Source organism: Achromobacter sp. RW408 (assembly GCF_003184165.1).
Classification (GTDB): Bacteria; Pseudomonadota; Gammaproteobacteria; order Burkholderiales; family Burkholderiaceae_B; genus Achromobacter; species Achromobacter xylosoxidans.
Genome location: NZ_QHHO01000049.1, coordinates 1,132,069 through 1,150,871, shown reverse-complemented (window position 1 = coordinate 1,150,871; position 18,803 = coordinate 1,132,069). Strand labels below are relative to the sequence as shown.

Genomic DNA, 18,803 nt, shown 5'->3' with positions numbered 1-18,803 from the left:
AGGCCGGCCGCCGCCACCGCCTCGCCGAATGGCCGGGCGGTTTTCGCCACATGTTTCGTCCGCGCGCCGGCTTCGTCCGGCGGGCGGCGCCACGCCTTGATCGCCACCGAGCCATGCAACTCACCAAGAAATTCGTCAAAGCCAAGAATCCCTGCGCGGGAGGCTACAAATGGTTCCTGCGGGACCACAACGGACAGGGGGACTACCAGGCTGTCCTCGATGCCCTGGTGGCCGACGGGCGCGTGGGCGACGCCTGCTGGCTGCTGGACCAGTTCGGGCCGACCGACGCAGTGCTGAAGCTGGACACGCTCGACGCGCAGGCCATCGTCTTTGCCGGCACGCTGGAGGTGCGCATGGGCATCAACGTCGACAGCGTGGTGCGCGCCGGCCGCAGCATCATCACCGGCGGCGGCATTCGCGCCGGGGAATCCATCGTTGCGGGCGAGAACATCACCGCCGGCGCCAACATCGCCAGCGCCGGCGACCTGCGCGCGGGCGGCGACGTTTCCGCCGAATGGGGCATCGAGGTCGCCACCCTGCTGGACTGCCGCGGCAACGTGCGCGCCAAATGGGACATCTGCGCCGGCCAGGACCTGGCCGTGACCGGCCACCTGCGGGCCGGGCAGGACGTGCAGGTGCAAGGCGCCCTCAAATGCGGCCAGGGAATCAAGGCCGGCGGCGGCGTCCAGGCCGCCAAGGACATCGATGCCGCCTGCGGCATCCAGGCGGGCGCCACCATTGCCTGCGGCGGCCACCTGGCCGCGGGGTGGGGCCTGATCGCAGGCGAAGACATCCGCGCCGACGGCTCGATCCGCGCCGGCGAAGGCGTGCATGCCGATGGCTGCATCCAAGCGGGCGACGGCCATGGCGTCTATGCCGGCCTGAATGTGCGCCTGGACGCCTGGGCGGTCTGCGCCCGGGTCCAGGCGCGCGAGCGCCCGGCGCAACTGGTCAGCGGCCACTGGGCCGGCCAGGAAGAAACCGCGCACGCGTAGCGCGGGGGATATTAGCTCCCAGGCTGCGCGGCCGGCGCCCGCAGCACCAGCATCAAACCCAGCAGGATTCCCGCCATGCCGCCCAGGCTCAGCAGCGACAGCCGGTTGCCGAGCACCAGGTAATCCAGCGCCGCGGTGCCCGCCGGCACCAGGTAGAACAGGCTGGTGACGTTGACCAGGTTGCCGGACTGGATCATGCGGTAGAACAACAGCGTCGCGCCGACCGAGATCACCAGGCCCATCCACAACAGCGGCAGGATGAAGCCCACGCTCCAATCCGCATGCAGCGGCTGGAACGGCGCGAACAGCAGGCACAGCGCCAGGCTCACCACGTACTGCAGCGGCATCACGTCCATCGGCGCCTGGCGCACGCGCTTTTGCAGGATGGCGCCGGCCGTCATACTGGCCAGCGCCGCGAATGCGAAGGCCATGCCGGCCACCGAGAAACGCGCCATGCCGATGCTCTGGAACATCACCATCGCCAACCCGCACAGGGCCAGCAGCAGGCCCGCCAGCCGCATGGGCGGAAAGCGGCGCTCCAGCAGGGCCAGGGTCAGGATGGGTTGCGCCCCCAGCAGCGTGGCCAGCACGCCCGGCGTGATGCCATGGTCCAGCGCCAGCAGATAGCAGATGGAATAGCTGCCGATGAGCAGCAGCCCGGTCAGCGCGACGATACCGCGCGTGCCCGGCGCGGGCAGCCAGCGCCGCCGCCCCGCGCAGATCAGCAGCAACACCGCCAGGGCCAGAATGAAGCGCAGCAGCAGGAAGCCGAAGGCCGAGGCATGCGCCAGGCCCCATTTGGCGAAGATTGCGCCGCCGCTCCACAGCAGCACGAACAAGGAGGTGGAGCCGTAGGCGGCCCACGCATTGCGATTTGAAGACATGAGAATTTCTACCTGTCGGATATGGAACAGGCTCCCGCGGCGTGCGCGCGTCTTGCGAAGCACGGAACGAATCAGGCATGGACGCGCGGCGGGCGGACGCAAACGCGTCGGCGCATCAGCGCGGCGGATCCAGGCGATAAAGCGGGAGCGGGAGGTGTGCGGCGGTCAGCCGACGACGGCGGCCACGGGCGGATAGGCGCCCACGACGCCGGCGACGACATCGCACGGCGGCGGCGGAGCAGCCGGCGGCGATACGACCGTCGAGACGACAGGAGAAACCACGGGAGAGGACACGCCATGCCGCCGGCTTGCGCGCAGGCCGGCGCCGGCTGCGCGGGCAGCGAAGGCGGATTCGGCGGAAGGCGTGAAGTCGGGCATGTGAAACGCGTCGGGTTCGGTGATGAACCCGCGTAGCCTACCGGCGCGGCGCCCAGGCGTCAAGCGCCGATGCGACGCTGCTCGACGCCCAGGTCGCGCCAGGCCTCGCCATGGCAGGTGAACATCAGGATCTGGTGGCGCGTGGCGGCATCGAACAGCGCGCGCTTCATCAGGTCGCGGCGGCCGTCGTCAGTGTGCACCAAGGCGTCGTCCAGCAACAGCAGCGTCGGGCGCCCGGCCTCGCGCAGCAGGTCGGCGTAGGCAAAGCGCGCCAGGATGCCCAATTGCTCGCGCGTGCCGAAGCTGAGCGCGTCCAGCGGGTCCTCGCCGCCGGCACGCTGCAGGGCGGCAGGCAACAGCGCTTCGTCCAGACGCAGCGCCGATTCGGGGAACAGCAGCGCCAGGTAGTGGCTCAGACGGCGGGCCAGCGGCGCCTGCAGGCGCTGGGTGGCGGCGTCGCGTTTGCCGGCCAGCAAGGTGGACAACAGCTCAAGCGCCTGCGCGCGGCGCTGGAACTCATCGCGGCGGCGCTGCAGGCGTTCGCAGGCGGCCTCGGCTTCGGACAATCGTTCGCCCAGGCCTTGCGCGCCGGCCTGCTCCAGCTTGCCCAGCAGTTGCTGGATCTCGCTGTGGCGCCTGTGCTGGGCGTCGCGTTCGATGGCGGCGGATTTCTCGTAGCGTTGCGCGTCCTGCTCCAGCAATTCGGGGCGCAGCGCTTCCAGCGCGGCCTGCGCCTGATGCAGGCGTTGTTCGAGCAGGTCGTGGCCGTTGCGGGCCTCGGCCAGGCGGCCGGCACGATCCTGGCGCTGCGCCGCGCGTTCGGGCGATTGCAGGTCGGCGCCGCGCGCGGCAGCCTGGGTTTCGAGCAGTTGGGCGCGGGCGCCGTCGGCATCCAGGGCGCGCTGGACCGCCGCCAGGGCCTGCTCGGCTTGCGCGGCGCTGGCTTCGGCATCGCGCAACGCCTGGCGCGCGGCCGGCGGATCGACGTCGTCGGCCTCTGCCGCCGGGGGCAGCAGTGCCAGCCGTTCGGCCAGTTGCGCGCGCCGCGCCTGCGCTTCGTTGCGCTGGCCGCGCAGCGCGTCCACGCCCTTGGGCGCATGGATCGCCAGCGTCTTGCGCATGGCGTCCAGCTCGCGCTGCAAGGCGATGCCGCGCGCGTGGCGTTCCTCGGCCTCGGCCGCGTGGGCCACGCCCAGGCGCGCCAACAAGGCGGCGCTGGCGGCCTGCATCTGCGCCAGTTCGCGCTTGAGCGCCGGCAGGTCCTGGCCGCCCGGTTCGATGCGCAAACGCCCCAGGCCGGGCAATTCCAGTTCGGCCGCGGCGGTCAGCAGCAACTCGCCGTTGCCGGCCAGCGCGGCGCCGTCCAGCCGGGCCTCGCGGCCCGCGTCGAACGCATAAGACAGGCGCGTGGCAATGGCCTGCTGGCGCAGTTGCAGGTCGCCCAGCGCGCGCTCGCTCTTGCGCAGGGCCTGGATATCGGCGTCGGCGATTTCGATGCGCACCGCTTCGGCCTTCAACGTCGAGCCCTGCTCGATCAGGCGGGTGGCTTCTTCCAGCGCGCCGTCCAGGCGTTCGATGTCGCGCGCCAGCTGGTCGAGTTGCTGCTGCAGATCGCGCCGGTCGGCCACCGCCTGCACCGCCGCGACCCGCTGGCGCGCCTGCTCGGCGGCGGCAACGTGCGTATCCCGGAGCCGCCGGGCGCGGGCCAGCGGCTCCTGCGCCTCCTGGACGGCGGCGCGGGCGGCCTGCGCCTGCGCCACCAGGGCCTGCAGCTCGGTTTCGTCCTGCTGGTCGCGGCGCACCTGCTCCTGCAGCACCGCGAGGGTCTGCGCGGCCTGGCGCTGCTCGCGCTGCAGCCCTTCGAAGGCTTCGCGTTCCTTGGCCACGGCCGTGAGCCGGGCGCGCGCCTCGGCCGCGCGCGCCTCGAGATCCTTCCAGGGTTGGCCGGCCTCGGCGCGCGCATGCTCGGCGCGCAGCGCCGCCAGCCGGTCGACGTCGGCGTCGAGCTGGGCCTTGGCCTGGGCGCATTGGTCGCGCTCGGCCTGGGCGGCGGCGAGCGCGTCCTCGGCGTCCTTGTAGACGCCCTTGGGGCGGCCGTTGCGCGCATCCAGCAAGCTGGCGCGCTCGGCGGCCACGCGTTCATAGAGCCGGTCGCCGTCGCCGGAGGCCAGCTCGCCGGACAACTGCGTCAGGGCCTCGCGCAAATGGCCGCCGGCATGGCCGGCCGCGGTTTGCAGGTTCTGGCCGTCGCCCTGCTGGATCCACAGCAGGCCCGGCACGCCGGCCAGGTCGGGCTTGCTCTGGCCGCGCGCGGCCAGTTCGAAGCCCAGCAATGCGGCCAGCGTGTTCTCGGCTTCCTCGCCTTCCAGCCGTTGCGCGCCGTTGTCGATCAGCAGCTCGCAGCGGGCGCGCGACAGGAAATACTTCTTCAGTTGGTAATCATGGCCGCCATGGCTGAACGCCAGCTCGACGCCGGGACGGGCGCCGCTCTCGCCGCGCGGCGCCAGGTCGGACACGGTGCGGGTGCTGTAGCGTTCCAGGAACGCGGCGCGGATGGCCGCGGCCACGGTGCTCTTGCCGGCCTCGTTGGGACCCACGAACAGGTTCAGGCCATCCTGCAGGCCATCCAGCACCAGGGGCTGGCGGAACTTGCGGAATTCTTCCAGGGCGATGCGCGTGAGCTTCATTGCGCGCCTCCCGCGGCGGTGCCTTCGCGTTGGAAGCGCAGCAGCAGCCGCAAGGCCTCGCCGGCCACCGCCGCCTGCTCGGGATCGGCCTGCATGGCCTGCAATTGCGTCGCCACTTCGCCGACGTAGCCGCTGGCGCCCAGTTGCGCCAGGTCGGCGTCATCGGGTTCGAGCAGCAGGCCGGAAAAGTCCGGCAGCACCGCCCTCGCCTGCGCCGCGGCCTGGTCCACGGCGCGTTGCAGCGCCTCCCAGGTCGGCACGTTGACGTGGCCCTGCAGCTCCAGCCGCAGCACGTCCTCGGCGCGCAGCGCCGCCAAGCGCTCGGCCAGCGCCTGGGCGTCGGTCGGCAGGCTCAGCGTTTCGGTCCAGGCCGACCAGCGGTACTTGCCGGTGGCCACGCGCTCGACCTGCGGCGTGGCGCCGGGCGCGGCGATGCGCACGTCCAGCACGTAGCCGGGTTCGTTGCCGCGAAAGCGGTCCTGTTCGGGCGTGCCGGCGTACCAGGTGCGTTCGTCGATGGACAGGCAGCCGTGCCAGTCGCCCAAGGCCAGGTATTCCAGCCGCGCGCGGCTGGCGCGATCGGGAGCGATGGGGTTGGTGGCGTCGATGGTGTCCGGCAGGCGCCCGGCCACGCTGCCATGGGCCAGGCCCACGCGGATGCGACCCGGTTCGGACTCCATGGCGTCGAAGGCCTGGGTGACGTCGTCGTAGGTATGGCGCTGGGTCAGCGGCGCGGCCAGCACCGCGAGGTTCTGCGCCGCCAGGTCGACCACGCCGGGGCGCGGCGGCACCCGCACATTGGGCGGAATGCAGCCCAGTTGCGCGGCGCGGCTCCAGACGCTGTCGGCCAGCGCCGCGTCGTGGTTGCCGGCGATCATGACCCAGGGGCCGGCATAGGCGGCCAGCGCCGCGAACAGGCGGCGGATGGTACGGTCGGACACGCCCTGCGTATCGAACACGTCGCCGGCCACCAGCACCGCGTCGACCTGGCGCTCGGCGGCCAACGCGGCGATGCGCGCCACGGCATCGAAGCGGGCCTCGGCCAGCAAGGCGGCGTCATCGGTTTCGAACTGGCCGTACTGGCGGCCGATCTGCCAATCGGCGGTGTGCAGGAAATGGGTCATGCGGGGATTGTAGAGGCCGGCGGCGGCCGCCAGGAACATCGGCAGGGCGCAAGCTGTCGCAAAAGCATCCGCCCGCGCCCCGACGGAACAACGGCCCGGCCGGCATTGTGCGCCGGGCGGGCCGTCGAGACGCCGGCTTTTGGCCGGCGCCGAAGGAAACGCGTGCGGGGATCGGGCCGGACTCAGGCGCCCTTGCCGCCCAGCACCAGCGGCCGTTCGGCCGGGGCGTGGCGGTCGTAGCGCGACAGCGCCAGGCCGTCGGTGCGGATCTGCGGACGCTGGCCCAGGACCTGGTCGGCCACCAGCTTGCCGGAGCCGCAGGCCATGGTCCAACCCAGCGTGCCGTGGCCGGTGTTCAGGAACAGGTTGCCGTAGCGGGTCGGGCCGACCACGGGCGTGCTGTCCGGCGTCATCGGGCGCAGGCCGGTCCAGAACTCGGCGCGGGCCACGTCGCCACTGCCCGGGAACAGGTCATTGACCACCAGCTCCAGCGTCTTGCGGCGCGCGTCCTTCAGGCGCAGGTCGAAGCCCGACAGCTCGGCCATGCCGCCGACGCGGATGCGGTCGTCGAAGCGGGTGACGGCGATCTTGTAGGTTTCGTCCAGGATGGTCGAGACCGGCGCGGCGGCCTCGTCCTTCATGGGGATGGTGAGCGAATAGCCCTTGACCGGGTACACCGGCAGGTCCAGGCCGAGCGGCTCCAGGAAGCCGCGCGTATAGCTGCCGAACGCGGCGACGTAGCGGTCGGCCGTCAGGACCTCATTGCCGACGCGCACGCCGGTCACCTGGCCGCCGGCGGTGTTCAGGCCGGTGACGGACTGGTTGTAGCGGAACTCCACGCCCAGCGCCGCGGCCATTTCGGCCAGGTGGGTGGTGAACAGGCGGCAGTCGCCGGTTTCGTCGTTCGGCAGGCGCAGGCCGCCGGCCAGTTTGTGCAGGGAACGCGCCAGCGCCGGCTCGGCGGTGACCAGGCGGTTGCGGTCCAGCAGCTCGTAGGGCACGCCGACCTCTTCCAGCACCGCGATGTCGCGGCGCGCGGCTTCCATCTGCGCCTCGGTGCGGAACAGCTGCAGCGTGCCGCGGGCGCGCTCTTCATAATGGATGCCGGTGTCGGCGCGCAGCTCGCGCAGGCAATCGCGGCTGTACTCGGCCAGGCGCAGCATGCGTTCCTTGTTGACCGCGTAGCGCTCGGCCGAACAGTTGGCCAGCATCGCCGCCATCCACTTCAGCTGGTAGAGGCTACCGTCCAGGCGGATCGCCAGCGGCGCGTGCTTCTTGAACAGCCACTTGATGGCCTTGAGCGGAATGCCGGGCGCGGCCCAGGGCGTGGAATACCCCGGCGACACCTGGCCGGCGTTGGCGTAGCTGGTCTCCTGGGCGGCGCCGGGCTGGCGGTCCAGCACCGTCACTTTGGCTCCCTGGCGGGCCAGATAATAGGCGGTGGTGGTGCCGATGACGCCGCTGCCGAGGACGATGACGTGCATGATTCTTTCCGAAGTTTGGATTTGGTCAGGAATTTCGGTAGTCTATGAGCCTCATGACAGTGAAAATCACTGAAGATTTTCATTAGGCAGTGCTTTTTCCCGGCCAACCCTGTTTTTTTACCCGTCCGAAGTGAAATGCGCGACCTTGATCGTATCGACCTGAAAATCCTGGATATCCTGCAGCGCGAAGGCCGTATTTCCGTCACCGAACTGGCCGAGCGTGTCAGCCTGTCGGCCACGCCCTGCTCCGACCGGATCAAGCGCATGGAACGCGAAGGCGTGATCTCCGGTTACCATGCGCGCGTCAATCCGGCGGCGCTCGGCAAGAACCTGCTGGTGTTCCTGGAGATCAAGCTCTCGGCCAAGTCGGGCGACGTGTTCGACAAGGTCAAGAAAGAACTGCTGTACGTGCCCGAGGTCATGGAATGCCACCTGGTGTCGGGCGATTTCGACTACCTGGTCAAGGCCCGCCTGACCGAAATGAATGAATACCGCCGCCTTCTTGGCGAAATCCTCAAGCGCCTGCCCGCGTCGGCCGAATCCCGCAGCTATGTGGTGATGGAGGAGATCAAGGAGACGCTGTTCCTGCCCGTCGACCGGTAGCAATTCCCGCGTCTTGTTACCGGCAGGCGCGCCACCTGCTGCTATGCTGCGGCCCTCCCTGTCCGCGCCCGGCGCCCGCCCCGGTCCCGATGACCTGGCCCCGATTTCTTTGCCCCATGACTCTATGACCCGTCTCTACAAGTACTTCTTCCGCGGATTGATCACCGTCCTGCCCCTGGCGTTGACGATCTACCTGCTCTACATCTTCCTGGCCTGGACCGAGGCGGTGGCGCTGACCTTCCTGCGCCCGTTCATCGGCGGCTTCTACTTCCCCGGCCTGGGCCTGCTGCTGGGCATCCTCGGCATCCTGGCGATCGGCTACCTGGTGTCCAAGGAACGCGTCAAGCGCGTGATGGCGTTGCTGGAAATGCCTTTCACCAACCTGCCGGTGGTCAAGAGCATCTATTCGTCGCTCAAGAGCTTCGCCGACTACTTCTCGCCCAGTTCCAAGGCCACCGCCCAGCAGGTGGTGATCCTGCGCGTGCCGGGCCAGCAGTTGGAGCTGGTCGGCCTGGTGACGCGCCGCAACCTGGAAGGCCTGCCGGAAGGCTTCACGCAGGGCGAGCGCGTGGCCGTGTACCTGCCGATGGGCTATATGATCGGGGGCTACACCGTGTTCGTGCCGCAGGAATGGGTGCAGCCGATCCAGATGTCGGTCGAGGAAGCCATGCGCTCGTCGCTGATCGCCTGGATGGCGCGCGCCGAAACCCCCAGCGGCCGCCCCGTGGCGCCGGCCGACGTGCCGCCGATGCCGCCCGCCCCGCCGGCTCCGCCCGCTGGCGGCGATGTCCCCGGCGGCCGGGCCTGAACCGCCCGCTCCTCATTCAACGCCCGTCCGTTCCATGCCCATCATCGAATTCACGCTTGCCGAAGGCAGCCCCTTTATTGAAGTCAACCAACTGCTCAAGGCCACCGGGGTCTGCGACAGCGGCGGCGCCGGCAAGATGCTGGTGGCCGAAGGCCACGTAAGCGTGGGCGGGGTGGTCGAAAGCCGCAAGACGGCCAAGATCCGTCCCGGCCAGATCGTCACCTGCGGCGACGTCCGTATCGTGGTGCGCGCGCCATGAAGTTCAGGATGTCGCAGAACTCCATCTTCGCGGTGCTGCTGCGCTCGCCGTGGTGGATGAGCGCCGGCGTGGCGCTGCTGCTGTCGGTCGGCGGTTTTGCCGCGTTGCCGTTGGAGTATGCGGCGATGGGCGTGTTTGCCGCGGTGCCGTTCGCCGTGATCGCCATCATGGCGGCCTACAAGCAGTTGCGCGCGCCGTCGGGCGCGCGCGTCGAGGCCGTGGCGCAGGCCGCCGCGGCCATGTCGTGGCAGCAGTTCGCCGCCACGGTCGAGGCCGGTTTTCGGCGCGACGGCTGCGAGGTCGAACGGCTGCAAGGGCCAGGCGCCGATTTCGCCTTGACCAAGGATGGCCACGTCGCCATGGTCGGCGCCAAGCGCTGGAAGGCCGCGCGCGTCGGCGTCGAGCCGTTGCGCGAACTGCAGGCCGCGCGCGAAAAGCGCGGCGCGCGCGAAGCCATCTATATCGCCTTGGGCGAGGTGTCCGACAACGCGTTGCAGTACGCCCGCGCCCAGGGCGTGTCGCTGATGACGGCGCCGGAACTGGCCAAGCTGCTGCGCGACCTGAAACCCTGACCCGCGGCGCCGGGCCGCGCGCCCGGTCGCCGATCCCCGCCGCCGCGGGCGCAATGCCCGGCGGCGCGGATGCCAACCTCGGAGGACCTGCCGCATGATTCCTCGCCTGCTGGCCGACGCCGTCCTGATCGTGCACGGCCTGTTCGTCGCCTTCGTGGTGTTCGGCGGCCTGCTGGCGCTGTGGCGCTGGCGCGTGGCCTACCTGCACCTGCCGGCGCTGGCCTGGGGCGCGATGGTCATCGGCATGGGCTGGGTCTGCCCGCTCACGCCGCTGGAAGTCTCGCTGCGGCAGCAGGCCGGCCAGCAAGGCTATGCCGGTGGCTTCATCGAACACTACGTGCTGGCGCTGATCTACCCGGACGGCCTGACGCGCGGCATCCAGATCGCGCTGGCGCTGCTGCTGGTCGTTGGCAACCTCGTCATCTACACCCTCTGGGCGCGCCGCCGCCTGGCCCGCCGCGCCCGCGCGCTGGGCGCCTGAATCCTGGACACGAAATCCCATGAGCTTCCTGAAGAAACTGCTCGGCAAGCAAGCCGACCCCGCCGATGACGGCGCCGCGCCCGCGGCCGATGCGGCGTCGATTCCCGAACCGATTTCCGAACCCATTTCCGAACCCGACTCCGAGCCGGCCTCCGCGCCGGACAGCCAGGCCGACATGATCCGCGCCTACGACGCCTATGGCCGCGAAATCTTCGTGCCGCGCGACCAGTGGCGCGACAACGTGCTGGCCGGCGCCGTCGAGCGCCACTGGGACGACCCCGACTCGCTCGCCGGCCTGATCATCCAGTCGCTCGGCGACGGCTTCATCGATGAAATGGTCAGGCCCGCCGACCGACTGGTCGAACTGCAGCCGGGCGCCGAGCGCGGCGTGGTGCTGCAGGCCATCGTCTACATGAAGACCGGCCGGCTCGACGACGCCGAACGCGTGCTGCGGGATTTTATGGCCGCGCACGGCGAGACCGGCATCGTCCTGACCAACCTGGCCAAGATCCAGGACGAGCGCGGCGACGAGGCCGGCGCCCTGGCCACGCTGTGGCATGCGCTGAAGCTGGATCCCAACCAGGATAACGGCCTGGGCTGGTACGAGGCCATCCACCGCGAACACGGCGGCGATGCCGCCGGCGTGGCCGCCATGCGCAAGGTTGCCGCCCTGCCCGGCAGCTGGCGCGCGCAGTTGTGGCTGGCGCACGGCGAACTGGGCGCGCACAACCTGTCCGGCGCGATCGCGATGTATGAAGAGTCGTTGGCCCGCGCCGGCACGCCCGCGCCCGCCGACCTGCTGGCGCAGATGAGCGGCGACCTGGGCAACGCCGGCGCGATCGAGCCGATCGTGCAACTGGCCGGGCCGCGCTTCGATGCCGCGCTGCACGGCATCCAGGTGGGCAACAACCTGATCCGCGCCTACGTCGAACTGGGCCGGCCCGACCAGGCCCGCGCCATCCTCGACCAGCTCTACGCGCAGCAGCGCCCCGACTGGAAGGACAACCTGGCCTATTGGGACACCGAACTGGCGCGCGCCGCGCTGGGCGACGGCGCGGCCGAGCCGGCGCAGATGCGGCTGGCGATGCTGCTGGGCCGCGGCCCGGTCTGGCTGACGCCCGATTCGCCCGCGGCGGCGCTGTTCACCCGCGTGACGCCCGACCGTCCGCTGGTGTCGTTCCTGGGCGGCTCGGCCGAGATCGGCGCCGCGCCCGAGCGCGCCGAGCGGCAGCTGGCCGACGCCACCGGCCGCCTGAGCCGCGCCCTGCCCCTGTACTTCAACGAACAGCTGGCGCTGCGTTGCGGCCTGCGCACGCAGACGCTGGTGCCGTGGCTGACCGAACCGCATCCCGGCTTCCTGCTGAGCGGCGCGGCCTGGGACGACACCGGTGCCATCGGCTACGCGCAGCAATGCGAGGCGCAGAGCGATTACGTGGTGATCTCGCACCTGGTCACCACCGCCGAACCGTGGCGCGCCGAAGTGCGCGTGGTGCGCACCGAGGACGCCGAATGCATCGGCGCCCTGTCGGCCGAATTCCCGATGGCCGATCCCACCGCCGCGCTCCAGCGCCTGACCGAGGAACTGGTGGCGCTGGTGGGCCGCGCCACCGCGCAGGCGCCGCTGACGGCGCCGGACAACTACACGGTGCCCGACGGCGCGGCCTTCCCGTACTACCTGCTGCGCCTGGAACAGCTGCTGGCGGTGCGTTGCAACGGCGCCAATCCGGACCAGCCGGGCCAGCTCAATGGCGAACGCGAAATCCTCGACGGCAACCTGCGCCAGTGCCTGGACTTCCCGCGCAGCGTCAATGCGCGCCTGCTGCTGGCGCAGACGGTGCGCGCCATGAAGAAGGTGCGGCCGGATGTGGCGGCCGAGTTCGAGGAAAGGATTGCGCGGCTGCAACGCGAGCAGCCGCTGGAAGCGTCGGCGCAGGCCGCGGTGCAGGCCTTGCTGGACTGATCGCGCGCTTCTACAGGGCGCGCGCGATCACCAGCCGCTGGATGTCGCTGGTGCCTTCGTAGATCTGGCACACGCGCACATCGCGGTAGATGCGTTCCACCGGGAAGTCGGCCAGGTAGCCATAGCCGCCCAGCGTCTGGATGGCGGCCGAGCAGACCTTCTCGGCCATCTCGGAGGCGAACAGCTTGGCCATCGAGGCCTCGGTCAACGCCGGCCTGCCGGCCTCGCGCAGCGCCGCCGCGTGCAGCACCATCTGCCGCGCGGCGTGGATCTGCGTGGCCATGTCGGCCAGCCGGAACGACACCGCCTGGTGCTCCATGATGGGCTTGCCGAAGGCCTGGCGGTCACGGGCGTAGTCGCGCGCGCATTCGAACGCCGCGCGCGCCATGCCGACCGACTGCGAGGCGATGCCGATGCGCCCGCCCTCCAGGTTCGACAGCGCGATCTTGTAGCCCTCGCCCTCCTCGCCCAGCCGCCACGCGGCGGGAATGCGCATGTCCTCGAAGGCGATCTGGCAGGTGTCAGACAGATGCTGGCCGAGCTTGTCCTCGACCCGCACCACCTGGTAGCCCGGCGTGTCGGTCGGCACGATGAAGGCCGAGATGCCGCGCTTGCCGGCCTGCGGATCGGTGACCGCGAACACGATCACCAGTTGGCCCGTGCGGCCCGAGGTGATGAACTGCTTGGCGCCGTTGAGCACGTAGTGGTCGCCGTCGCGCACCGCCCGGGTGCGCAGGCTGCTGGCGTCGGAGCCGGCCTGTGGCTCGGTCAGCGCGAAACCGCCGATGGCGGCGCCCGTGGCCAGCGGCCGCAGGAACTGGTCTTTCTGCGCGTCGCTGCCGTACTTCAGGATCGGCATGCAGGCAACCGAATTATGCACGCTCATGATGGTCGAGCAGGCGCCGTTGCCGGCCGCGATCTCCTCGAGCGCCACGGCGTATGACAGGTAGCCGCTGGCGTTGCCGTCCCATTCCTCCGGCACCAGCATGCCGAAAAATCCCAGGTCGGCCATCTCGCGGATGGCGTCGGCCGGATAGTGGTGTTCGCGGTCCCAGCGCTCGGAATTGGGCGCCAGGCGTTCCTGCGCGAAACGGCGCGCCATGTCCTGGACGCTGAGCTGTTCTTCGGTCAATAGCATGTTCGATGTCTCCTGGTCGGGCAGTGCCGGACTGGCGCGGGTGGACGCCGTCCGTGTTCTCTTGCGCGGGCCGGCGGCCCGGGATGCGGGCGCGGCACGATTGCGAGAATACACCGGCGCCGTGCCCGCTAGCGCTCCGGGCAGTGCGGATGCAGCTTGAGCCGTTCCTGGAAGTCCCGCGCCAGCTGGTCCATGCGGATCGTGGCGAAGCGTTCCAGCAGCAGCCGGCGCGACTCGGCCATCGCGCCTTCGAGCCCGGCGTTGACGGCCTGCTCCACCAGGCACTTGGGTTCGCTCTGGTCCAGTCCGAGCGCGAAGATCGGCGGCTCGCCCAGCGCCTGATAGACGTCCAGCAAGGTCAGTTCGGACAACGGGCGCGTCAGCACCCAGCCGCCGCCGTGGCCCTTTTCCGATTGCACGTAGCCGCGTTCGCGCAGGCCGGACATCATGCGCCGCACCACCACGGGATTGGTGTTCAGCATCTTGCCGATGGTCTCGGAGGTCAGCGGCGCATCCTGCTCCGCCATGTGCAGCAGCACGTGCAGCATGCGGGACAGGCGGTTATCGCTGCGCATGGAAAGACTCCTGGTTCATGGTTTGAAACATTATAAGTTGCGTGACCACGCGTTCCCGCCGTATCATGCAACTTTTAAAGTATCGAGAAGCCCATGAAGCCCGAAAAACTGCCCCCTTGCTACGACGCCATCATCATCGGCGGCAGCTTCGCCGGCCTGTCGGCCGCCATGCAGCTGGCCCGCACCCGCCGCCGCATCGCGCTGGTGGATGCCGGCCTGCCGCGCAACCGCTACGCGGCGCACTCGCACGGCTTCCTGGGCCAGGACGGCAAGACACCGGCCGAGATCGTGGCCGTGGGGCGCGCCCAACTGGCCGCCTACCGCAGCGTGGATTTCATCGACGGCGCCGCCACCCACGCCAGCGGCGAGTCGGGCCGCTTCGCCATCACCATGGAGGACGGCCGCGAACTGCGCGGCGCCCGCCTGATCCTGGCCATCGGCGTGCGCGACGAACTGCCCGACCTGCCCGGCCTGCGCGAACGCTGGGGCCGGACGGTGCTGCATTGCCCCTATTGCCATGGCTATGAAGTGGCCGACCAGCCGCTCGGCGTGTTGGCCGCCCACCCCATGTCCTCGCACCAGGCGGCGCTGCTGCCCGATTGGGGGCCGACCACCTATTTCACCCAGGGCGAGTTCGAGCCGGACGCCGAGCAGGCCGCGCTGCTCGCCGCCCGCGGCGTGCGCATAGAGCGCACGCCGGTGGCGCTGCTGCTGGGTCCGGCACCCCGGATCGACGCGGTGCAACTGGCCGATGGCCGCCGCCTGCTGGTCAACGCGCTGTTCGTCGCCAGCCGCGTGCACATGGCCAGTCCGCTGGCGATGCAACTGGGCTGCGCCTTCGATGAGGGATTGCTGGGGCCTTACTTGCGGGTCGATGATTTCAAGCAGACCACGGTGCCCGGCGTCTATGCGGCGGGCGACGCCAGCCTGCAGATGGGCAACGCCACGCTGGCCAGCGCTTCGGGCGTCATGGCGGGCGTGGGCGTGCACCAGTCGCTGGTGCGCGAAGACCCCGTCAAATGCTGGCGCGCGCAGGCCAGCCGGCCGGTGTAGGCGCCTGCGCGGACCGTGTCGTGGGGCCGATGACAGAGCGCGGCGTCCGCCGTGTCGCGGGCATCCGTCATGCCGGATCCTTGCGGCCGGCGCTGGCGAATTTCTTCCAGTCCTCGTTCTCGACCAGCGTCGAACGGAACACGCGCAGTTTCTCGCAGCCCTTGATCGATTTCAGCGCCTTCTTGACCTGGTCGCAGACCGTGGCCGGCAGCCACGGACTGAGCGTGACGCGCTTGATGGTCGCGGGCGAAACCGGGATGCGCAGCACCGGCGTGTCGCGCATCTTGCGGCAGACGAACAGGCGGAATTCCTTTTCATCGCGAAAGGCATGGCGCTTGAGGAACGGCAGGTCGGCCTCGGCCGGCGGCTGCTCGCGCAGCGATTTGATGGTGCGGTACTGCACCGCTTCGGCCCGCAGGTCGGGCACCGCCCTCACCTGCTCGATCAGCTTTTCCTTGTCGAATTCGATGCAGACGCCGCCGCTGCCATGCGAGAACACGCGCCAGTGGTGGTAGGTCTCGGAGGCCTCGGCCAGGCAAAGCGCATAGATGCCCAGCAGGCGCTTGGCGCGCGCGTATTCCTCGATGTAGAAGGAATCATTGCGGTCGTCCCACGCCTTCGGATTGAGCAGCGCCAGTTCGCCCGACTGCAGGTAGTCGATCAGGTAGGGAAGCTCGGTGTATCTGCGCAGCGAGGTGGCCAAGGCGGTGCTCCGGTGAAAACCCAGCCGCCAGTCTACCCGCATCGCCGCCGGCACGACGTTACACTGGCCCCTTGCCAAAAGGAGACCCCATGCAGCAGAACAATGGTGAAGGAAGGCAAGCTACCCGGCGCCACGCGCCTACCAGTCAGCGGTTCTGGTACATCGTCCTGGCGGGCACGCTGGTCACCCTCAGCTATGACCTCATGCCGCTGCTGCGCGGCCAGCTCTCGCCCCTGCTCAAGCTGATCGTGCCCGGACTGCTGCTGGCCGGGCTGTACCGTGGCAGCGAATGGGCGCGGTGGCTGCTGATGATATCGTTGCTGGGCTTCGGTGTGCTGGTCATGTACCTGACGACCTCGCTGATGCCCTATTCGATCGACATCTGGCTGCACCGCTTTGTGTGCAGTGCCGCCATGGTGGCCACAGGGCTGTACCTGGCGCTGGCCAGAAAGGACTTCGCGCGTTACTGCAATTACGTCGCGCTGCGCGACGGGCCGAAGGCGGCGGCCAGGAGACGGGCCGCCGAACAGGCCAACCGCCAGAACTCGGCGCGCTAGCGGGCAGCGGCCTTCACGACAGCAGTGGTTGAAGGCCGGCTTGCCCAGCGCCGGTCAGCGCAACGCGTTCCTGAAGAACGCGACCACGGCCGCGTTGAAATCGCGATGCCACGCCGCGCGGTCGAAACCCGCCGCATCGCGGCAGATCGCCGGCGCGGCCTCGGCCTGCGCGGTGGCGCACGGCGCCAGGAAGGCGAAATGCCCGGCGCCGGCGACCGGGTGGAACTCGGGCGCGGCCAGCCCCAGTCGTACCGCATCGACGCTGGCCGGCGTGACGCCGTCACCGCCCCGCGCCGAGGCCCACAGCTGCACCGGGATCGACACCGCCTTGAGCGCCTCGGCGCTGAAGGCGTTGAGCGGATCGGCGATGACCAGCGCCTTGATGCGCGCATCCTTCACATAGGGCTGCGCCGGCACCTTGCCGTCGCGGATGTCGCGGCACATCGGCAACGCCGGCTCGTCGGCGCAGAGGCCCAGGCCCAGCTTGAAATCGGGCGCCGCGCCCGCCAGCACCAGCCCCGTATAGCCGCCGCGCGAGAATCCGAAGAAGCCGATGGCGCCGTCCAGCCGCGCCCGTTGCGGCCACGCGCCGGTCAGGTAGTCGAGCAGCCGCCGGATCTCGCGCGGCCGGGTCGAGAAGATCGACAGATAGCCCTGTCGCGAGCGGTCCACCGCGTTGTCGCCGACGTGGTTGATCGCCGCCACCACGAAGCCCGCGTCCGCCAGCGCCGCGGCGGTGTCGTGATGCCCCAGGTACGAGCCGGCCGATCCGTGCGACATCACGATGAGCGGCTTGGCCCCGTCGGTCATCGGGCAGTCCGGCGTCGCCGCCAGGGTGACGCGGCCGATGGCGACGTCCTGCGCGGGCGCGGCGCACGGATACCAGATGCCGCCCTGCAAGGCCGGGCCGTTCATGTCCATGGGCAGGTTGAGCCGCTGGAATCCGGCCGCGTGCGCGGCCCCGGTGGCGAGCAATGACAAGGCGAAACAGGCGCGCAGGAAAGGCTTGAACATGGAATCGAAGGCAGGCGGTGCGGGACGGGCCCCGGCAGGAAAAGATGACAGTATCGCGACGGCAACGCGATCGATATTGTCATTTTAATGTTCGCGAACTGTCGATCGACGCCGCGCAGACTTCGAATCGCCCTGCAATGGAAGGCATCCCCTTCGACCGCACGGCGCCATTCGAGTTTCCCAGCCTACGGAGTCATCCATGAAAAAACAATTCGCCGCCGCGGCCGCCATGGCGCTGTCCGGCGCGGCGTCCGCGCAGACGTCGGTCACGCTCTACGGCCTGATCGACACGGGCATCGGTTACGCCAACGTCGACGGCAGCTACACAGACCCGGCCACCGGCCGCCGCAGCAGCATCGACAACAGCCGCATCGGCACGACCACCGGCACCACGGCCGGCTCGCGCTGGGGCCTGCGCGGCAAGGAAGACCTGGGCGATGGCCTGTACGCCGTGTTCCAGCTGGAGTCGGGTTTCGACAGCCGCAACGGCAATTCGCTGCAAAGCGGCCGCCTGTTCGGCCGCGAAGCCACCATCGGCCTGGGCAGCGCCGACTGGGGCGAGGTGCGCCTGGGCCGCCAGTACAACGTCGCCACGCGCTATTTCTCCGGCATGCTGGGCCCGTCGTTCGGCGGCGGCTTCAACCAGCTCAACACCGGCGCCGGCCTGGGCTTCAGCTCGGCCTACTTCCCGCGCTACGACAACCTGGTGGTGTACGAGACGCCGTCGCTGGGCGGCTTGCGCGCCGCCGTCGGCTACGCCTTCAACGCCGACGATCGCCGCACCGCGCAAACGGGCTTTGCCACCGCCGACAACACCCGCGCCATCACCGCCGGCGTGCGCTACGACAACGGCCCGCTGATGGGCTTTGCCACCTACGACCAGCTCAACGCCTCCAACAAGCTGGGCCAGGACCAGGTCGACGCCACGCCGCGTTCGTACATCGTGGGCGGTTCCTACGACTTCGAAGTCTTCAAGGTCGCGCTGGCCTACAACCGCCTCACCGACGGCTGGTTCGCCGGCAAGAGCCTGCCCGGCGGCGGCAGCATCGGCAGCTTCACCGGCACGCCGTCGTACGCTTTCTCCAAGGGCTTCCGGTCGAATTCGTACATGCTGGCGCTGGCCGCGCCCATCGGCAAGTCGAGCGGCGTGTTCGCCTCGTGGCAGCGCACCGACGCCAACAGCAAACAGCTCACCGGCGGCGACTCGGCCAGCAACACCTACAGCCTGGGCTACAACTACAACCTGTCCAAGCGCACGGACCTGTATGCCGCGGCCTCCTACACCACCAACTGGGCGTTCCTGGACAACGCCAAGGCGACCGAGGTCAACATGGGCATACGCCACCGCTTCTGATCGCCGCGGGATCGCTCCCGCCTTGCGCATGTTCCCGTTGATGACGCCCGCCTCCGCGAAGGGATGGGCGGTTTATCGCCGCGCGTTTCCGGGTCCGTCCGGGAACGCGCGTTTTTTTTTCGCCGGACAGCCCCAAGGCAAAAACACCCGCTTGGGGAACAGCGACCCGCGCAG

At 69.6% G+C, this 18,803-nt stretch carries 19 protein-coding genes; 10 read left to right on the top strand and 9 right to left on the bottom strand.

Translation table 11 applies throughout. The annotated features are described in order from the left end of the window. The first annotated feature begins 113 nt into the window (after positions 1 to 113). Positions 114 to 995: a hypothetical protein gene (locus DK459_RS24800; RefSeq protein ID WP_026383573.1), complete on the top strand. Its 882-nt coding sequence runs from the start codon at positions 114 to 116 to the stop codon at positions 993 to 995. An 11-nt stretch (positions 996 to 1,006) separates the two neighbouring features. Here the strand turns inward: DK459_RS24800 and DK459_RS24795 are convergent, their stop codons facing one another. The 5 genes from DK459_RS24795 to DK459_RS24780 form a co-directional block, all read right to left on the bottom strand. Further along, positions 1,007 to 1,879 carry a DMT family transporter gene (locus tag DK459_RS24795; protein WP_054443455.1) on the bottom strand — a complete coding sequence of 291 codons (873 nt, stop codon included), beginning with the start codon at positions 1,877 to 1,879 and terminating at the stop codon, positions 1,007 to 1,009. A gap of 165 nt (positions 1,880 to 2,044) precedes the next feature. Beyond that, positions 2,045 to 2,257, bottom strand: a complete 213-nt coding sequence (locus tag DK459_RS30535; protein WP_020927452.1) for a hypothetical protein — start codon at positions 2,255 to 2,257, stop codon at positions 2,045 to 2,047. 59 nt (positions 2,258 to 2,316) lie between these two features. Then, the gene (locus tag DK459_RS24790; RefSeq protein WP_054443456.1) at positions 2,317 to 4,944 is read right to left on the bottom strand and encodes an AAA family ATPase; all 2,628 of its coding nucleotides are present in this window, start codon (positions 4,942 to 4,944) and stop codon (positions 2,317 to 2,319) included. Further along, complete coding sequence (locus DK459_RS24785; protein WP_054443560.1) at positions 4,941 to 6,068, bottom strand: DNA repair exonuclease; 1,128 nt, start codon at positions 6,066 to 6,068, stop codon at positions 4,941 to 4,943. The genes DK459_RS24790 and DK459_RS24785 overlap by 4 nt, the downstream gene beginning before the upstream one ends. A gap of 182 nt (positions 6,069 to 6,250) precedes the next feature. Continuing rightward, positions 6,251 to 7,552: a D-amino acid dehydrogenase gene (locus DK459_RS24780; RefSeq protein ID WP_054497127.1), complete on the bottom strand. Its 1,302-nt coding sequence runs from the start codon at positions 7,550 to 7,552 to the stop codon at positions 6,251 to 6,253. Between the two features lie 135 nt (positions 7,553 to 7,687). Here DK459_RS24780 and DK459_RS24775 point away from each other — a divergent pair, with 135 nt between their 5' ends. The 6 genes from DK459_RS24775 (at position 7,688) to DK459_RS30840 (ending at position 12,235) form a co-directional block, all read left to right on the top strand. Next, positions 7,688 to 8,155 carry a winged helix-turn-helix transcriptional regulator gene (locus tag DK459_RS24775; RefSeq protein ID WP_006385298.1) on the top strand — a complete coding sequence of 156 codons (468 nt, stop codon included), beginning with the start codon at positions 7,688 to 7,690 and terminating at the stop codon, positions 8,153 to 8,155. Between the two features lie 124 nt (positions 8,156 to 8,279). Next, entirely contained in the window at positions 8,280 to 8,963 is a 684-nt protein-coding gene (locus DK459_RS24770; RefSeq protein WP_070541300.1) for a DUF502 domain-containing protein, read from the top strand. A gap of 34 nt (positions 8,964 to 8,997) precedes the next feature. Continuing rightward, positions 8,998 to 9,222, top strand: a complete 225-nt coding sequence (locus DK459_RS24765) for an RNA-binding S4 domain-containing protein (protein ID WP_024068705.1) — start codon at positions 8,998 to 9,000, stop codon at positions 9,220 to 9,222. Then, on the top strand, positions 9,219 to 9,794 hold the full coding sequence (locus DK459_RS24760; RefSeq protein ID WP_054443458.1) for a restriction endonuclease: 576 nt from the start codon (positions 9,219 to 9,221) through the stop codon (positions 9,792 to 9,794). The genes DK459_RS24765 and DK459_RS24760 overlap by 4 nt, the downstream gene beginning before the upstream one ends. Positions 9,795 to 9,888: 94 nt before the next feature. Beyond that, positions 9,889 to 10,275 carry a DUF2784 domain-containing protein gene (locus DK459_RS24755; protein ID WP_006384555.1) on the top strand — a complete coding sequence of 129 codons (387 nt, stop codon included), beginning with the start codon at positions 9,889 to 9,891 and terminating at the stop codon, positions 10,273 to 10,275. Positions 10,276 to 10,294: 19 nt separating this feature from the next. Continuing rightward, positions 10,295 to 12,235 (top strand): hypothetical protein, encoded by a 1,941-nt coding sequence (locus DK459_RS30840; protein WP_199234309.1) that lies wholly within the window; start codon positions 10,295 to 10,297, stop codon positions 12,233 to 12,235. 10 nt (positions 12,236 to 12,245) lie between these two features. Here DK459_RS30840 and DK459_RS24745 read toward each other — a convergent pair whose 3' ends face one another. Both DK459_RS24745 and DK459_RS24740 read right to left on the bottom strand, forming a co-directional pair. Continuing rightward, a complete protein-coding gene (locus DK459_RS24745; RefSeq protein ID WP_006385295.1) occupies positions 12,246 to 13,373 on the bottom strand; it encodes an acyl-CoA dehydrogenase family protein in 1,128 nt (375 codons plus the stop codon). Positions 13,374 to 13,501: 128 nt separating this feature from the next. Then, positions 13,502 to 13,948: an Rrf2 family transcriptional regulator gene (locus DK459_RS24740; RefSeq protein ID WP_020927444.1), complete on the bottom strand. Its 447-nt coding sequence runs from the start codon at positions 13,946 to 13,948 to the stop codon at positions 13,502 to 13,504. Positions 13,949 to 14,041: 93 nt separating this feature from the next. Between DK459_RS24740 and DK459_RS24735 the strand changes: the two genes are divergently transcribed. Next, on the top strand, positions 14,042 to 15,001 hold the full coding sequence (locus DK459_RS24735) for an NAD(P)/FAD-dependent oxidoreductase (protein ID WP_070541298.1): 960 nt from the start codon (positions 14,042 to 14,044) through the stop codon (positions 14,999 to 15,001). A 67-nt stretch (positions 15,002 to 15,068) separates the two neighbouring features. Here DK459_RS24735 and DK459_RS24730 read toward each other — a convergent pair whose 3' ends face one another. Next, positions 15,069 to 15,704 (bottom strand): DUF2971 domain-containing protein, encoded by a 636-nt coding sequence (locus DK459_RS24730; protein ID WP_024068702.1) that lies wholly within the window; start codon positions 15,702 to 15,704, stop codon positions 15,069 to 15,071. A gap of 89 nt (positions 15,705 to 15,793) precedes the next feature. On the opposite strand from DK459_RS24730, the gene DK459_RS24725 reads away from it, so the two are divergent. Beyond that, positions 15,794 to 16,261, top strand: coding sequence for a hypothetical protein (locus DK459_RS24725; RefSeq protein ID WP_006385291.1), 468 nt, complete (start codon positions 15,794 to 15,796; stop codon positions 16,259 to 16,261). Positions 16,262 to 16,315: 54 nt separating this feature from the next. On the opposite strand, the gene DK459_RS24720 is transcribed toward DK459_RS24725, so the two are convergent. Continuing rightward, positions 16,316 to 17,275, bottom strand: coding sequence for a dienelactone hydrolase (locus DK459_RS24720; protein ID WP_070541294.1), 960 nt, complete (start codon positions 17,273 to 17,275; stop codon positions 16,316 to 16,318). A gap of 199 nt (positions 17,276 to 17,474) precedes the next feature. Here DK459_RS24720 and DK459_RS24715 point away from each other — a divergent pair, with 199 nt between their 5' ends. After that, a complete protein-coding gene (locus tag DK459_RS24715; RefSeq protein ID WP_053499627.1) occupies positions 17,475 to 18,629 on the top strand; it encodes a porin in 1,155 nt (384 codons plus the stop codon). Positions 18,630 to 18,803 lie beyond the last annotated feature (174 nt).

Bases quoted from the DNA above. Each gene is read 5' to 3' on its own strand.
- DK459_RS24800 (WP_026383573.1), top strand. From the start codon at position 114: ATGCAACTCACCAAGAAATTCGTCAAAGCCAAGAATCCCTGCGCGGGA.
- DK459_RS24795 (WP_054443455.1), bottom strand. From the start codon at position 1,879: ATGTCTTCAAATCGCAATGCGTGGGCCGCCTACGGCTCCACCTCCTTG.
- DK459_RS30535 (WP_020927452.1), bottom strand. From the start codon at position 2,257: ATGCCCGACTTCACGCCTTCCGCCGAATCCGCCTTCGCTGCCCGCGCA.
- DK459_RS24790 (WP_054443456.1), bottom strand. From the start codon at position 4,944: ATGAAGCTCACGCGCATCGCCCTGGAAGAATTCCGCAAGTTCCGCCAG.
- DK459_RS24785 (WP_054443560.1), bottom strand. From the start codon at position 6,068: ATGACCCATTTCCTGCACACCGCCGATTGGCAGATCGGCCGCCAGTAC.
- DK459_RS24780 (WP_054497127.1), bottom strand. From the start codon at position 7,552: ATGCACGTCATCGTCCTCGGCAGCGGCGTCATCGGCACCACCACCGCC.
- DK459_RS24775 (WP_006385298.1), top strand. From the start codon at position 7,688: ATGCGCGACCTTGATCGTATCGACCTGAAAATCCTGGATATCCTGCAG.
- DK459_RS24770 (WP_070541300.1), top strand. From the start codon at position 8,280: ATGACCCGTCTCTACAAGTACTTCTTCCGCGGATTGATCACCGTCCTG.
- DK459_RS24765 (WP_024068705.1), top strand. From the start codon at position 8,998: ATGCCCATCATCGAATTCACGCTTGCCGAAGGCAGCCCCTTTATTGAA.
- DK459_RS24760 (WP_054443458.1), top strand. From the start codon at position 9,219: ATGAAGTTCAGGATGTCGCAGAACTCCATCTTCGCGGTGCTGCTGCGC.
- DK459_RS24755 (WP_006384555.1), top strand. From the start codon at position 9,889: ATGATTCCTCGCCTGCTGGCCGACGCCGTCCTGATCGTGCACGGCCTG.
- DK459_RS30840 (WP_199234309.1), top strand. From the start codon at position 10,295: ATGAGCTTCCTGAAGAAACTGCTCGGCAAGCAAGCCGACCCCGCCGAT.
- DK459_RS24745 (WP_006385295.1), bottom strand. From the start codon at position 13,373: ATGCTATTGACCGAAGAACAGCTCAGCGTCCAGGACATGGCGCGCCGT.
- DK459_RS24740 (WP_020927444.1), bottom strand. From the start codon at position 13,948: ATGCGCAGCGATAACCGCCTGTCCCGCATGCTGCACGTGCTGCTGCAC.
- DK459_RS24735 (WP_070541298.1), top strand. From the start codon at position 14,042: ATGAAGCCCGAAAAACTGCCCCCTTGCTACGACGCCATCATCATCGGC.
- DK459_RS24725 (WP_006385291.1), top strand. From the start codon at position 15,794: ATGCAGCAGAACAATGGTGAAGGAAGGCAAGCTACCCGGCGCCACGCG.
- DK459_RS24720 (WP_070541294.1), bottom strand. From the start codon at position 17,275: ATGTTCAAGCCTTTCCTGCGCGCCTGTTTCGCCTTGTCATTGCTCGCC.
- DK459_RS24715 (WP_053499627.1), top strand. From the start codon at position 17,475: ATGAAAAAACAATTCGCCGCCGCGGCCGCCATGGCGCTGTCCGGCGCG.